Genomic DNA, 13,612 nt, shown 5'->3' on the forward strand with positions numbered 1-13,612 from the left:
TCTGACGCCAGGTTTTCTAACGCCAAGTTTTCTAACGCCACGTCTTCTTCTTTTTCCAGCGCCGTTCGCCGCGGGCGCCCTCCTCCTTGGCGCCGAGATAGAATTCCTGGATGTCCTTTGAATTCATCAGCCGCTCGCAGGTGTCGTTCATCACGACCCGGCCAATTTCCAGCACGTAGCCGTAATGCGCGGTCTCCAGCGCCACCTTGGCGTTCTGCTCGACCAGCAGGATCGACATGCCCTGCTCCTCGTTGACGCGCTTGATGATGGCGAAGATCTCTTTCACCAGGATCGGCGACAAGCCGAGTGAGGGCTCGTCCAAAAGTAGTAGGGTCGGCCGGTTCATCAGAGCCCGCCCGATCGCCAGCATCTGCTGCTCGCCGCCGGAAAGCTGCCCGGCCGGCTGGTTGATGCGTTCCTTCAGCCGCGGGAAATAGCCGTAGACGCGATCGAGGTCCTCGGCGACGCCGGCCCGATCCTTGCGCGGATAGGCACCCATCATCAGGTTCTCGCGTACCGAGAGGAACGGAAACACCTCGCGCCCCTCCGGCACGTGGCTCAAGCCCAGCCGGACGATCTTGTCGGCTTCCATGCGCTGGATCGGCTTGCCCAGAAACTCGATCGAGCCTTTTTGCGGATCGAGAATGCCGGAGATGGTCTTGAGCACGGTGGTCTTGCCGGCGCCGTTGGCGCCGAGCAGGGTGACGATGCGGCCGCGCGGCACCTCCAGGCTGATGCCGCGGATGGCCATGATCGGCCCGTAATAGCTCTCGATATTGCTGAGCTTGAGGATGATGTCGGAAGCGCTCATGGCATCATCCTCATGCGCCGAGATAGGCGGCGACGACATCGGGATGGCGCTGCACCTCGGACGGCGAGCCCATCGCGAGCACTCGGCCATAGTTAAGCGCAATCACGCGGTCGGAGACGCGATTGACCAGCGTCATGTCGTGCTCGACCATCAAGACGGTGATGCCAAGCTCGGTCTTCATGTCGCGGATCCAGAACGACATGTCCTCGGTCTCCTCGACATTGAGGCCGGAGGACGGCTCGTCCAGCAGGATCAGCTTCGGCTCGGAACACAGCGCGCGTGCCAGCTCGATCACCTTGCGGACGCCGTAAGGCAGTCCCGAGATCAGCTTGTCGCGATAGGCTTCGAGATCGAGGAATTCGATTACCTGCTCGACACGGCGGCGATGCATCTTTTCGCCGGCGCGCACGCTCGGCAGGAACAACAATTCCTGCCAGAGCCGCGTGGTGGAGTGGCGGTGGCGGCCGACCAGGAGATTGCTCAGCATGGTCGCGTTCTCGAACAATTCGATGTTCTGGAAGGTGCGGGCGATGCCGAGGCCTGCGATATCGTAGGCCGGCTGATTGGTAATATCCTGGTCTTCGAAGAAGATCCTGCCCGAGGTCGGCGGATAAATCCGCGAGATCAGGTTGAAGATTGAACTCTTGCCGGCGCCGTTCGGGCCGATGATCGAGAGTATCTCGCCCTTTTCCACAGCGAAGCTGACGGAATCGACAGCTTTGAGGCCGCCGAAGTGCAGAGAGAGATTTTCCGCACGGAAATAGCTCATCGGTTCCGCTCCGATTTCACGTAGATCTTCTGGCGTTTGAAGGTGGCGCGCTTGTAGAGCGGGAAGAGCTGGAAGAAGAGTTTTATCTTCAGCCAGCGGCCGTAGAGACCGAGCGGCTCGAACAGCACGAACAGCACGATGATTACCCCGTAGATGGCGCCCTTCAGACCGTTGGCGGACGCAATGGCGGCGACGTTGCCGTGAATTTTCCCGGCCGTAATGCTGTCAGCGCCGAAGGTCGCTGCGATGCCGGCGATGATGCCGGGCAGGTCGTCCTTCAGGTACGTCAGGAACGGGTCGATCATGACCAGAAAGATTGCACCTAACACCGCGCCGTGCAGGCTGAAGGCGCCGCCAATCAGGATCACGATGATGAACTCAATCGAGAGCTGCAGCGTGAACATTTCCGGCGAGATGAAGGAGAGCTTGTGCGCGAACAGCACGCCGGCGAGGCCTGTGATCGCCGCACTGATCGCAAACGACTTCACCTTGTAGAGCGACACGTTGACGCCCATGCTGCGCGCCGCCGTTTCGCTGTCGCGGATCGCGACGAAGGCGCGTCCTGTCGGCGAGCGCAGCAGATTGAGCGCGCCGACGATGGTCAGGATCAGTACGGCAAGACAGAGATAGTAGAAGGTCGGGCCGTTTTGCGGCACCGCCTGCCCGAACAGGCTCAGCGTCTTGACCCGCATGCCCTCGTTGCCGTGGGTTACGCTTTCCCAGCGAGCCAGCACCTCCTCGACGATGAAGGCAAAGGAAATCGTCGCGATGACGAGATAAATGCCCGTCAGCCGCAGCGCCGGGAATCCGACCAGCGCACCGACCACGCCGGTCAACAGGCCGCCGGCCAGGAAGTAGACCGGAAACGGCACGTTGAACTGCTGCAGATAGGCCGCCGTGTAGGCGCCGATCGCCAGAAAGGCGGCGTGCCCGAGCGAGGCCTGCCCGGTGAAGCCGGTGAGAATCATCAGTCCCACGCCAACCGTCGCATAGATGCAGACGAACACCAGTTGGCTGACGAGATAGCTGGAAAGCACGAACGGCGCGATCAGCAGAAACGCCAGCAGGATACCGTAGGAGACGACGTAGCCGCTGTGCGGAAAAAGTTTGATGTCGTCTTCGTATTCCGTCTTGAAGAGAAAACGCATTAGACCTTCTTCCGCATGTGAACACCGAACAGGCCTTCGGGCTTGAGCAGCAGCACCACCAGAAGGACGATGTAGGGCGCGACGTCTTTCCAGCCCTGCGGCAGGTAGAAGCCGGCCATGCTCTCGATCACGCCGATCAGCACGCCGCCGACCACGGCACCCGGAATCGAGCCGAAACCGCCGAGCACGGCGGCGGGAAATGCTTTCAGGCCGAGCACCAGTCCGACATTGGAGTGAATGAAGGTGATGGGCGCCAGCAGCACGCCGGCTGCGGTCGCGACCGCCGCAGCGATCGCCCACACGATCGAGACCACGCGCTTGACCGGAATGCCCATGTAGTAGGCAGCCAGCATGTTCTCCGAACTGGCGCGCATCGCGGTGCCGAGCGTGGTACGGTTGAAGAACAGGTACAGCAGCGCGCAGAGGATGATGGTGGCGGCGATCACCGACAGCTTGTCGTATGCGAGCACCAGCGAGCCGATTCGCAGCACACCGTCGCTGAACGGCGTCTCGATCTTGAAATCGTCGGTGCCCCAGATCATGCCGACGACGGAGCGCAGGAAGTATCCGAGCCCGATCGTTGCCATGATGATGGAAAACTGCGGATAACCGAGAATCGGGCGCACGACGACGCGTTCGGCCAACATGCCGAACAGGGCCATGGCGATGACGGCACCGGCGAATCCGAGCCAGTAATTGAGACCAAGCATGCCGATGAATGTGAAGGCGAAGAATCCGCCCAGCATCATCAAATCGCCCTGGGCGAAATTGACGACCTCGGTTGCCTTGTAAATGAGCACGAAACCGAGCGCGATCAGGCCATAAACGCAGCCGAGCGCGATGCCACTCACGAGCTGCTGAACGAAGTCCAGCATCATTTCCCTCCCCGATGCCGGGCGATTCTGTCGATCGCCTCCTTCGCATCTTGTGTCTACACGCTGCCCGGCATCGACGACGCCTGCAGCCGCATATGTCCCGTCGCATTGAGCCCAAAGCGCCGACCGCTGTCAACAAAGCGCTGCGAGCGGCGCCGTTAACAATTGCGGAGAAATGCCGCAGCCCGGGAAGTTGCGGGGGTCGGCGCGATTTGGTCCACCAGATTCACCGCGCCGAAAGTTCTTCGGTTCATGGTCCGCGACGAACAAATGGATCGTTCCGAAATCATGAAAGCGGATGTATCGGCGCTCGAGGTGCAAGGGTTAACGAAGCGTTTTGACCGCCGCCCGGCGGTCGATGCGCTCGACCTCACCGTTCGCACCGGCGAGTTCTACGCCCTGCTCGGCCCCAACGGCGCCGGCAAGACCACGACCTTGCGCATGGTCGCCGGTCTGCTCAAGCCCGACGCAGGCTCTGTCGCGATATCGGGCATCGATGCGCTCGCCGATCCCGTCGCCGCCAAGCAGATCATGGCCTGGGTTTCCGACGAGCCCATGATCTACGACAAGCTGACGCCGCTGGAATATCTCGAATTCGTCGCTGGCCTGTGGGGCATCGATCCTGCAACTTCCGAAACTTCCGCTCACCAGCTTCTGGCGTCGCTCGGACTGGAGCCGCATCTGCACGAACGCTGCGAGGGATTTTCCAAGGGCATGCGGCAGAAGGTGGCGCTCGCCGGCGCACTGGTTCACAATCCCCGGCTGATCATCCTGGACGAGCCGCTGACCGGGCTCGACGCGCTGTCCGCGCGGCACGTCAAGGGATTGCTGCAGGAGCGCGTCCGCTCCGGCTGCACCGTGATCATGACGACGCATATTCTCGAAGTCGCCGAGCGGATGGCCGACCGGATCGGCGTCATCGCCGCCGGACGGCTGGTGGCCGAGGGTACGCTCAGCGAGCTGCGCCAGCAGAATGGCCGCGGCGACACCAGTCTCGAAGACATGTTCATCGCGCTCGTCGACGCCGATGCGGCCGCCGCATGAGTTCGGCCGCGGCGCTCACCTGGTTTGCCCGGCACGAGATCCGGCTGGCCTGGCGCGAATGGCTGGCCATGATGACCGGCAGCCGGGGAAAACGAAAGCGCGCCATCATCGCCCTGGTCGTGTTCGCTGCCATCATGCATTTGCCGGCCTATGCCGTAATCGGCCGCTTCGCCGATCTGCAGGCACCGCTAGGCAAATCCGAACTGATCGTCATCACCGCGACTATCTTTCTCGCCTGGGCTTTGATGCTGTCGCAGGCGATCGAATCCGTGACGCGGGTGTTTTACGCCCGCGCCGATCTTGACCTCCTGATGTCGTCGCCGGCCAACCTCGCCAACGTGTTCTCAGTGCGGATCGCAGCGATCGCGCTATCCGTCATCGGAATGGCGCTGCTGCTGTCGACGCCCTTTGTAGACGTTCTCGTGATCGGCGGCGGCGTGCGCTGGCTCTCGGCGTTCGGCGTCGTCGTCGCCATCGGCCTTTCGGCTGCAGCGGTAGCGATCGCGGTCACCGTGCTGCTGTTCAGGCTGATCGGCCCGAGCCGCACCCGCCTCGTCGCACAGATCGTGGCCGCCGTCATCGGCGCCGGCTTCGTCATCGCGCTCCAGGTCGCGGCCATTCTTTCCTACGGTACGTTGTCTCGCTTCGCCGTGCTGACCTCCGATGCCGCTTCAGCCTATGCGCCTGATCTCGACAGTCCGCTGTGGTGGCCGGCGCGTGCGGCGATCGGCGACGGCATGGTGCTGTCATGGCTCATGGCCGGCGGGCTCCTGCTGCTCGGCGCCGTGATGGCGGTCTTTTCGCCGCGATTTGCCGATACCGTCGTCCGTGTCGCCGCAACCACGCGCTCTGTCCGTCGCGGGCCGCGCGCCACGGCATTTCGCGGCGGCTCGCGGCAACGGGCGCTACGCACCAAGGAGTTCCTGCTGCTGCGGCGCGACCCGTGGCTGCTATCGCAAAGCCTGATGCAATTGCTGTATCTGGTGCCGCCGGCCCTGATGCTGTGGCGAAGTTTTTCCGAAAGCTCTGACGCGATCGTGCTGATCACGCCCGTGATCGTGATGGCGGCGGGCCAGCTTGCCGGCGGCCTCGCATGGCTGACGATATCAGGCGAAGATGCCGCCGACCTGGTCGCAACCGCACCGCTGCCGCCCTCGCGCGTGATCCGCGCCAAGGTTGAAGTGGTGCTGATCTCAATCGGCGCCATCTTCACGCCGCTGATCGCAGCCCTTGTGTTTGCCTCCTTGACGCAGGCGATCGTCACCGCGCTCGGCGTCATTATCGCGACCGTCTCCGCCGCCGCGATCCAGCTCTGGTTCCGCGTGCAGGCCAAACGCTCCCAGTTCCGCCGCCGCCAGACCTCGTCGCGACTGGCGACCTTCGCGGAAGCCTTCTGCTCGATCGGCTGGGCTGCGACGTCAGTTCTCGCCGTCACCATCCCGATTGCCGCCGTGATCAGCGGCGCGCTGACCGCGGCGATTCTGGCTGCGACGTGGAAGGTCGGCCCACGGCGAGAATAGCGGACACCGTTGGTCGTTTGTGCTAGGTGTCTTCGGGAAACTAGAAAAGGCGTGATCGCCATGGCTACGCTTATTGTTTCCGCGGAAGGACAAATTGCGCTCGACAAGGATTTGCTCGAGCACCTTGGAGTTCAGTGCGGTCAGCAAGTTAGTGTTGAAAAGCTTTCCGACGGCCGTCTCGCGATCAAGGCCTGTCGACCAAAGGGAAGCATTTCGGACACGTTCGGTTTTCTGCGAAGGGAAGGCAGTCCCTCCCTATCGATCGACGAGATCAACGAAGCAGCCGCTTTGAGCTGGGCCGGTCAACGAAAGCCATAGGCTGCTTCGCTACTGCCTCTCCGACCCTCCTGCTCACGTCGCCCCAGCGTTTGATCTCCCTCGACTTATCCGCGAACCAGCTCCATCACAGCCGCCGCAAACTCCACCGGCGCTTCCTGCGGCAGATTGTGCCCGACGCGCGGCACCACGCGATGGACGCGGCGGCCGGTGAATTTCGACGCGCTGGCAGCGCCATCGCTCGCGGGCGCCACGCCATCGCCAGCGCCGTCCAGCGTGATTGACGGCACGGTGATGGGAGGAAGTGCCGCCAGCCTGCGCTGGATGTCGGCATATTGCGGATCTCCTTCGGCCAGACCAAAGCGGTGGCGATAGCTGTGGATCACCACATCGACGTAGTCGGGATTGTCGTGGGCGCTCGCAGTTCGCTCGAAACAGGCATCGTCGAACGACCAGTTCGGCGACCACTGCGTCCACAATATTCGGGCGATCTCGCGTCGGTTGGCGGCAAGACCGGCGCGGCCGCGCTCGAGCTGGAAGTAATACTGGTACCACAGCGCCACCTCGCGTTCGGGGCGCATTGGCACCATGGCGTTGGCAATATCCTGGATCAGATAGGAATTGACGCAGACGAGGCCGAGGCAACGCGCCGGCCATAAGGCGGCGCCGACGCAGGCCGCGCGGCCACCCCAGTCGTAGCCGGCAAACACCGCGTGGCTTATGCCGAGCGCATCCATCAGCGCCATCATGTCCGCGCCGACCGCCGCCTGCTCGCCCGAGCGCGGCGTCGCGGCATCGCGAAACCGGGTCGGGCCATAGCCGCGCAGATAGGGAACGATGACACGGCAGCCCTGGGCAGCCAGTTGCGGCGCGACGTCGACATAGGAATGAATGTCATAGGGAAAGCCATGCATGAGCATCACGGCGGGGCCATCCGCCGGGCCCGCCTCGTAATAGGCGATGCTGAGCGGGCCGGCATCGACCTGCCGCAGCGGCTCCAGCCGCTTCGATGACGGGGCACGCGAGGCCGGGGCGGCGGGTTCTTCAGTCACGGCGAACTCCCAGGTTATTTCTTACAATATGTCATAGCCCGGCCCCGATGAAGCAAATCCGGCGCGCTGCCGTGGGCGAATGCCATGACGTCTCCCGAATTCGGCGATACAGTGTCGCCCACGGCCTTCACCGCTGACGGGTCATGCCATGTTGCGATCCCTTGCTGTCGCCCTCGCCTTCCTCGGTTCGCTGATCGTCCCGGCGGCCGCCCAACAGCAGCCTTTACGCAGCGAGTGCCTGGCGATGGCGAACGCGCCGCCACGCGCCGTTCCGGTCAGCCTGCGCCGTACCGCCGCCAAGGTGGAAGAGGTCGCGATTACCTATGTCGGACATTCCACCTATTACATCGACACGCCCGACGGCGTGCGGATCGGGACTGACTTCAACGGCGCCTACCGGACCGGCCGCCTGCCTGATGTCGTTACCATGAACCGCGCCCACTCGACGCATTACACGCTGTTTCCTGATCCAAAAATTCCGCACGTCCTGCATGGCTGGGGCGAGAATGGACAGGCGGCGCATATCTCAACGCGCGTCGGCGACGTCTATATTCGCAACGTGTCGACCGACATCCGCCGCTACTATGGCGAGGGCTCCGGCGGCGGGATGATCAAGGATGGCAACTCCATCTTCATCTTCGAAGTCGCCGGCCTCTGCATCGGCCATCTCGGACATCTGCATCACAAACTCGACGAGACGCATTTTGCGGCGATCGGCCGGCTCGACATCGTGATGGTGCCGATCGACGGCACCTATACGATGTCGCTCGACGGCGTTTCCGAGATCACCCGGCGGCTACGTTCCTCCATCGTGCTGCCGATGCACCGCTTCGCCACCCCGCTCGACGAATTCATGCGCCTGATCGGCCAGCAATTCACCATCGACCAGCGAACCGAGCGGACCCTGAAGATTTCGCGGGAGACGCTGCCGGGCACGCCGACGGTGATCATTCTGGAGGGGGTATAAGCGCATCGCTAGTAGCGCCGTCATTGCGAGCGCAGCGAAGCAATCCATGGTGCCGCAAGCGGACGGATGGATTGCTTCGCTGCGCTCGCAATGACGTAAAACAAGAATCAGCGATTCAAGGGAGCGACCTCCATGGCCAGCACTGCACCCGCCTCCAGAAGCGGGCTCTACGCCGATCCGCGCGAAGACTGGCTGGCGCAGCACACCGAAGAGATCATCGATCCCGCCCGTCCGATCGTCGATCCGCATCACCATCTCTGGGACCGCGGCGGCCTGCGCTACATGATCGAGGAGATGGCGGCCGACATCGCCTCCGGTCACAACATCATCGCGACCGTTTATGTCGATTGCCGCTCGATGTACCGCGCGCAGGGGCCGGAAGCGTTTCGCCCGGTCGGCGAGGTCGAGTTCGCCAATGGCGTTGCGGCGATGGCGGCGAGCGGCGGCTATGGCAAGGCCGCGATCTGCGCCGGCATCGTCAGCCACGTCAACCTGCTGCTCGGCGAAGGCGCAAGAGCCGTGATGGAAGCGGAGATCGCTGCCGGCAACGGCCGCTTCCGCGGCATCCGGCATTCCTCGGCGTGGGATGCCGATCCCAACGTCGCCGGCATGTATGCGACGCGGCCGCAGGGGCTGTTACTCGACAGCACGTTTCGCAGGGGCTTTGCCTGCCTCGCGCCATTGGGCCTGAGCTTCGACGCCTGGCTGTTTCATCCGCAGATCGGCGAACTCACCGATCTCGCCCGCGCTTTTCCCGACACCAAAATCGTGCTCGATCATTGCGGCGGCCCGGTCGGCATCGGCCGCTTTGCCGGCCGGCGCGAGGAGGTGTTACCGGAATGGAAGGCCTCGATCCAGGAAATCGCGCGATGCCCGAACGTCGTGGTGAAGCTCGGCGGGCTCGCGATGTGCCTGCTCGGCTACGACTTTCATCTGCGGCCGAAGCCGCCGTCTTCCGAGGAGGCCGCGGCCGCCTGGCGCCCCTATATCGAAACGTGCATCGAGGCGTTCGGACCGAAACGATGCATGTTCGAAAGCAATTTTCCGCCCGACAAGGGCCAGTGTAGCTATCAGGTGATCTTCAACGCCTTCAAGCGGCTGGCCGCGCAATACAGCGAGGCCGAGAAGACGGCGCTGTTTTCGAAGACAGCGACCGACTTCTACAGGCTGACGCTGGGCTAGCTACGCCCACTCGCCCTTGCGGAATACCGGCACGCGGCTTCCGTCGGCGTGTATACCGTCGATGTCGGTCTCGGCCGATCCGATCATCCAGTCGATGTGAATGAGGCTCTTGTTGCCGCCTTGTTCGGCGATCTGCTGCGGCGTCAGCTTGTCGCCGCCAACGAAGCATTTCGAGTAGCACTGGCCGAGCGCGATATGGGAAGCAGCGTTCTCGTCGAACAGCGTGTTGAAGAACAACAGCCCGCTTTTCGAGATCGGCGAGGAATGCGGCACCAGCGCCACTTCGCCGAGACGCGCCGCGCCCTCGTCGGTGTCGAGCACCTTCTTGAGCACCTCCTCGCCGCGCGAGGCCCTAGCATCGACGATGCGGCCTTCCTCGAACCTGACCGCGATGTTGTCGATCAGCGAGCCCTGATAGGACAGTGGCTTGGAGGAGACGACATGGCCGCTGACGCGCCGGCAATGCGGTGTGGTGAAGACTTCCTCGGTCGGGATGTTGGCGTTGCAGGTAATGCCGTTCTTCGCGGTCGAGGCGCCGCCTTCCCATTCGTGGCCGTCGGCAAGACCGATCGTCAGATCGGTGCCCGGGCCGGAATATTTCAGCGCGTGGAAGCGCTGGCCGTTCAGCCATTCGGTCCGCTCGCGCAGCACGGCGTTGTGTTTTTCCCAGGCGGCGACGGCGCCATCCTGATCGACGCGGGACGCCGCAAAAATCGCATCCGCCAGTTTTGCCACCGCGACGTCCTCGGGGACGTCAGGGAAAACCTGTTTGGCCCAGGACGGGCTCGGATAGGCGATGATGTTCCAGTTGGTATCGAAATTGACGATCTTCTCCAGCGCCGGCTGATAGGCGATCGAATTGGCCTTGCTGGCGCGCGCCACCTTCACCGGATCCTCGCCCGACAGCAGCATCGGATTGTCGCCGACGATGGCCAGGCGCGCGGTGTTGGCGCCGAACGCCTTCGCCATGCCCTCGTAGAGCCAGTTGGCGGCACGATCGAAACCGGCTTCGTGGCCGTAGCGGTAGCGCGCCAGCGTGATCGCTTCGTCCGACAGTAACGGGGTCACCAAGCCCGCGCCGGCCTGGTAGGCATGTACGGCAATCCGGCGCACCAGCGGCAGCGCGACCGAGGGCGCGGTCAGCAGCAGGTCCTGCCCCGGCTGTAGCCGCAAGCCGACCTTGACCGCGACTTCGGCGAGGCGGTCGAGCTTTACGGGATCAATCGAGACGGAAGCGTTTCGCTCAGGTGCGGTCATGATTCTTTCGGCCAACGTTGAAGGATTTTTAGGGCTTCGCAACATTCGGCCATGATGGCGCAATCATGTCAACGCGAGCGAAGCGCGCGACAGCAGCAATAGCACAAGAATTGCCCGGCGAAAGCCGGCCTCGTTGATGTTCCGGAATGCAACAATGCCAAGCCGGGAACCCCGGCTCGGATCAAGTCAACGTGGCAAGGCGGGCATCCTACAAACCCCTTACCGCCAGCACGATGGCGTCGGCGCCGGCTTTACGATCGACCGAGATCTCCTGATATTCCGGCGAATTCTGAAATTCCTTTGCCGCGGCGTTGTCAGGAAATTCCATGATCACGACCTTGTCGCGCGGCCATTCGCCTTCCAGTACCGCTGGATGCGCATCTGCCACCAGGAGCTTGCCCCTGAACTTATTGAACACGCCCATAAAGCGCGCCTGATAGCGATCGTAGAGTTCGCGGCGGGTAAACTTCAACTGGGCGATGATGTAGACGCTCATGACGACTCCTCATTTGCGGATTGCGCGGCGGGGCCGTTGAGGTCTCGGTCATGCCGGTCAGCCGCGAAACTTCTTCTTTTTCTTCGTAGCGAATGCAGACGCCGCGGGCGCCTCGCGTTCATGCCGCGGTTTTCCGGCGTGAGCCGGCCTGTCCCGATGCGGTTTCTTCCTATCGTAACGCACTTCCTTGTCAAACCCTGCCCGGTCAGGGCTCTTTGCGGTTTTGCCGTGCGGCTTCGAGGGCCGTGCCTCCTCGCGCGGCGGGGCATTCGTCATCGCCTCGATGCGAATGCTGTCTTCCTTGTCGGGACGGCGAACTCTGGCGGCGAAGCGGCTGGCGACACGCGCGGAAATCTCGAACTCGGTGACGGTGTCCAGAATACGGATGGTGCCGATATCTTCCTTCTTGATGCTGCCGCGGCGGCACAACATCGGCAGCAGCCAACGCGCTTCCGCGTTCTTCCGGCGTCCGATCGCGGCGCTGAACCACACGGTGTCCTCCCCCATGCGGTGACGCGCGGACGATTTTGCAGGCTTCGATCCCCGCTCGGCCTCGCGATCGGCCCGCTCGCGGGCGCGCTCGGCACGAGATTTGACGCGCTCCTCGCCGGGATCGACGATGTCCTCGGGAGAGGGCAATCGCGCGCGATAGAGCCGTGCTAGTGCAGTGGCGATCTCTTGCGACGACCGTTCCGCAAGCAAGGTTTGCGCGAGTGCCTCATCCTCTGCAGTTATTTCGCCTGCGAACACATCATCGCGCAGCAGCCGCTCCTGATCGAGCTTGCGGATTTCATCCGGCTGCGGCGCCAAGCCCCAGGCCGCGTCAATGCCGGCGAGCTTGAGCAACATGTCCGCGCGACGCCGCCGCGCCGGCGGCACCAGCAAGATGCTGACGCCCTTGCGACCGGCTCGCCCGGTGCGGCCGGAGCGATGCTGCATGACTTCCGGATCGTTCGGCAGATCGGCGTGGATGACGAGGTCGAGGTTCGGCAAATCGATGCCGCGCGCGGCAACGTCGGTCGCAACGCAAACGCGGGCGCGGCCGTCGCGCAAGGCCTGCAGCGCCAGCGTTCGCTCGTTCTGGGTCAACTCGCCCGACAGCGCCACCACGGAGAAGCCGCGCTCCAGCAGCGTTGCCTGCAGATGTCGCACGGCCTCGCGCGTGTTGCAGAACACCAGGGTGCCCGGCGATTCGAAGTAGCGGAGGATGTTGACGACGGCGTGCTCGACATCGCCGGCGGCGATCCGGATGGCGCGATACTCGATATCGGCATGACCGCCTTCGTCGCCGGCGACTTCGACGCGGAAGGCCTGCTGCTGATATTCCTTTGCCAGCGCGACGATGCCGGGCGGCAGGGTCGCCGAGAACAACAGCGTGCGGCGATCGTCGGGTGTGGCCTGCAGGATGAATTCCATATCCTCACGGAAGCCGAGATCGAGCATCTCGTCAGCCTCGTCGAGCACGATTGCCTTCAACTCGCTGACGTCAAGCCGGCCACGCCGCAAGTGATCGCAGAGTCGCCCCGGCGTGCCGACCACGATATGGGCGCCCGCGGCCAGTTCGCGCTGCTCGCGGCGCGGATCCATGCCGCCGACGCAGGAAACAACGCGGGCGTTCGCATGCTGATAAAGCCAGCCGAGTTCGCGGTGAACCTGAAGCGCAAGCTCGCGGGTCGGCGCGACAATCAATGCAAGGGGCGCGGCAGCCCGCTCGAATCGTTCGGCGCCATCCAGCAGGTTCGTTCCAATCGCCAGACCATAGGCGACCGTTTTGCCGGAACCGGTTTGCGCAGAAACGAGCAGGTCACGGCCATCAGCATCGTCGGCCAGCACCGCCGTCTGCACCGGCGTCAGCCGATCATAGTTGCGTTCCGCCAAAGCTCGGGCGAGCGGCGCATTTGCGGGCAGTAATGTCACGAGATGTCAGACCTTGGTTGGCGTTGTCGGCCGGGAATATGAAAAGGGCGCCTCGAACCGAAATGACTTAAAAAGCTGCGCATTGACGACGCGCAGCCGCACGGCCTGACGGATTTGAATGAGGTGGGGATGCTTTAGGCGAAATCCAGCCAGAACGCCATCCATTCTTTGCAGGTCAGCCGATCACTTCTGCGACGGTTAACCTTCCAGGCTGCCGGCTGGGATTTTCGGGATGATCCGCTACACTGCGGCTTTCCGGGTATTTCAGCCGTGGTTTTCAACTTAGCCATATGGGGCC

General features: G+C 63.1%; 13 protein-coding genes. 5 read left to right on the forward strand and 8 right to left on the reverse strand.

From position 1 onward, the window contains the following. Positions 1–31 precede the first annotated feature (31 nt). Genes V1277_RS11515 through V1277_RS11530 form a run of 4 tightly spaced genes read right to left on the reverse strand, consistent with a single transcriptional unit; the run spans position 32 to position 3,603 of the window. Entirely contained in the window at positions 32–811 is a 780-nt protein-coding gene (locus V1277_RS11515; protein WP_028351787.1) for an ABC transporter ATP-binding protein, read from the reverse strand. Between the two features lie 10 nt (positions 812–821). Further along, positions 822–1,580, reverse strand: coding sequence for an ABC transporter ATP-binding protein (locus tag V1277_RS11520; RefSeq protein WP_028351788.1), 759 nt, complete (start codon positions 1,578–1,580; stop codon positions 822–824). Continuing rightward, a complete protein-coding gene (locus V1277_RS11525) occupies positions 1,577–2,728 on the reverse strand; it encodes a branched-chain amino acid ABC transporter permease (RefSeq protein WP_334416250.1) in 1,152 nt (383 codons plus the stop codon). The genes V1277_RS11520 and V1277_RS11525 overlap by 4 nt, the downstream gene beginning before the upstream one ends. Continuing rightward, complete coding sequence (locus tag V1277_RS11530) at positions 2,728–3,603, reverse strand: branched-chain amino acid ABC transporter permease (protein ID WP_028351790.1); 876 nt, start codon at positions 3,601–3,603, stop codon at positions 2,728–2,730. The genes V1277_RS11525 and V1277_RS11530 overlap by 1 nt, the downstream gene beginning before the upstream one ends. Before the next feature lie 288 nt (positions 3,604–3,891). Between V1277_RS11530 and V1277_RS11535 the strand changes: the two genes are divergently transcribed. Genes V1277_RS11535 through V1277_RS11545 form a run of 3 tightly spaced genes read left to right on the forward strand, consistent with a single transcriptional unit; the run spans position 3,892 to position 6,485 of the window. Continuing rightward, entirely contained in the window at positions 3,892–4,647 is a 756-nt protein-coding gene (locus tag V1277_RS11535; protein WP_334420340.1) for an ABC transporter ATP-binding protein, read from the forward strand. Then, positions 4,644–6,167: a permease gene (locus V1277_RS11540; RefSeq protein WP_334416251.1), complete on the forward strand. Its 1,524-nt coding sequence runs from the start codon at positions 4,644–4,646 to the stop codon at positions 6,165–6,167. The genes V1277_RS11535 and V1277_RS11540 overlap by 4 nt, the downstream gene beginning before the upstream one ends. Positions 6,168–6,227: 60 nt before the next feature. Next, entirely contained in the window at positions 6,228–6,485 is a 258-nt protein-coding gene (locus V1277_RS11545; protein ID WP_334416252.1) for an AbrB/MazE/SpoVT family DNA-binding domain-containing protein, read from the forward strand. 65 nt (positions 6,486–6,550) lie between these two features. On the opposite strand, the gene V1277_RS11550 is transcribed toward V1277_RS11545, so the two are convergent. Further along, positions 6,551–7,435 (reverse strand): alpha/beta fold hydrolase, encoded by an 885-nt coding sequence (locus tag V1277_RS11550; protein ID WP_442894574.1) that lies wholly within the window; start codon positions 7,433–7,435, stop codon positions 6,551–6,553. A 208-nt stretch (positions 7,436–7,643) separates the two neighbouring features. Between V1277_RS11550 and V1277_RS11555 the strand changes: the two genes are divergently transcribed. Continuing rightward, entirely contained in the window at positions 7,644–8,462 is an 819-nt protein-coding gene (locus V1277_RS11555; protein ID WP_334416254.1) for an MBL fold metallo-hydrolase, read from the forward strand. A gap of 132 nt (positions 8,463–8,594) precedes the next feature. Next, the gene (locus V1277_RS11560) at positions 8,595–9,644 is read left to right on the forward strand and encodes an amidohydrolase family protein (RefSeq protein ID WP_334416255.1); all 1,050 of its coding nucleotides are present in this window, start codon (positions 8,595–8,597) and stop codon (positions 9,642–9,644) included. On the opposite strand, the gene V1277_RS11565 is transcribed toward V1277_RS11560, so the two are convergent. The 3 genes from V1277_RS11565 to V1277_RS11575 form a co-directional block, all read right to left on the reverse strand. Next, a complete protein-coding gene (locus tag V1277_RS11565; RefSeq protein WP_334416256.1) occupies positions 9,645–10,901 on the reverse strand; it encodes an aminopeptidase in 1,257 nt (418 codons plus the stop codon). A 208-nt stretch (positions 10,902–11,109) separates the two neighbouring features. Beyond that, on the reverse strand, positions 11,110–11,397 hold the full coding sequence (locus V1277_RS11570; RefSeq protein WP_334416257.1) for a DUF1330 domain-containing protein: 288 nt from the start codon (positions 11,395–11,397) through the stop codon (positions 11,110–11,112). 57 nt (positions 11,398–11,454) lie between these two features. Further along, positions 11,455–13,314 (reverse strand): DEAD/DEAH box helicase, encoded by a 1,860-nt coding sequence (locus V1277_RS11575; RefSeq protein ID WP_334416258.1) that lies wholly within the window; start codon positions 13,312–13,314, stop codon positions 11,455–11,457. Positions 13,315–13,612: the final 298 nt, after the last annotated feature.

It is taken from the genome of Bradyrhizobium sp. AZCC 1588, from assembly GCF_036924735.1.
GTDB lineage: Bacteria > Pseudomonadota > Alphaproteobacteria > Rhizobiales > Xanthobacteraceae > Bradyrhizobium.